Annotated in this window: 1 protein-coding gene; it reads right to left on the bottom strand. The window is 33.1% G+C overall.

Annotated features, from left to right (window positions below; translation table 11 throughout):
- Positions 1-30: 30 nt before the first annotated feature.
- A protein-coding gene (locus EKM03_RS14900; RefSeq protein WP_233584118.1) for an IS3 family transposase occupies positions 31-1205 on the bottom strand; the annotation gives its coding sequence in 2 pieces (ribosomal slippage) (positions 31-938 and positions 938-1205; 1176 coding nt in all).
- Positions 1206-1261 lie beyond the last annotated feature (56 nt).

Below are 1261 nucleotides of genomic sequence, written 5' to 3'. Positions count from 1 at the left end.
TGGATATGCAAATAAAAACTGCACATTAAGTTAAGCTACATTTTTGTAATTAATTTGATTGTTAAATTCTTCAATAGTTGCATAATTTAAAGCAGAATGTCTCCTTTTTCTGTTGTACCAAATTTCAATGTATTCAAAGATTTCCAGTTTCATTTGTTCTTTTGAAATCAGTTTGTTTCCATAAATCAATTCCGTTTTCAAGGATTTAAAAAAGCTTTCCGCTACTGCATTATCCCAACAATTTCCTTTGCGACTCATACTGCGGGTTATTTTTTTATAGGAATCAAGAACATTTACAAACTTTTTGCTAGCATATTGAACACCTCTGTCGGAATGAAAAATCAAACCTTCCTCAATATTTCGGTTTTTAACGGCCATTTTCCAAGCTCCAAGCGTAGTTTCATCTGTACTCATTCCATCGCTCAAACTCCAACCTATAATTTTTCGGTCGTATAAATCCATAATAGTTGTCAGGTATACAAATCCCTCTTTAGTTTGAATATAGGTGATATCAGAAACCCAAACTTTTGAAGGCATTTTGACAACAAACTCCCTATTTAATATATTTTCGACGATTAAGTAATTATGATTTGAGTTGGTCGTCACTTTGAATTTCTTGCTTAATTTACTTCGCAAGCCTAACTGTTTCATATATTTTGCTACAGTAATTCTTGAAATTTTATAACCAATACTCAGAAGTTCTAATGTTATTCTAGGACTTCCATATCTTTGCTTGGCTGCAAAATAAATCAATGTTATCTGTTCTTTTATGGTAATTTTTAGTTGTTGTCTTGCTGTGATTGCTTGTTTTTTCCATCGGTAATAACTTCCGCTGCTCACTTGTAGAACTTTGCACATTTTTTCAATCGGGAATAGTTGTTCATTGCTTTTTATGAAACTATAAATCATCGACCGCTCTTGGAAAAAATGCCGATTGCTTTTTTTAATATATCACGTTCTAACTCGGCATCTTTGAGTCTTTTCTCCAGTTCGTGGATTTTTTCTTGCTCGGGAGTGAGTTTTAAATTTCCTTTCCCAGGAAAACTTCCTTCTCCAAATTCCTCAAACTCTTTACGCCATTTATACAACTGTGGTGCTGTGACTCCCAATTCTCTGGCGAGTTCTGATACATTTGTTCTATCATAACTCAATTGAACGGCTTTTTCTTTAAAAGCTTTATCATAAATTTTGCGGACTTGTTTCATAGGCTAAAATTAAGATTATTTCTTAACTTAATGTGATGGCTAAGTTAGCATGTCCA

This window comes from Flavobacterium sp. GSP6, from assembly GCF_003984855.1.
Taxonomy (GTDB): Bacteria; Bacteroidota; Bacteroidia; order Flavobacteriales; family Flavobacteriaceae; genus Flavobacterium.
Note: the sequence above shows the minus strand (reverse complement) of the source record. Positions and strands in the feature narration are given on the sequence as shown.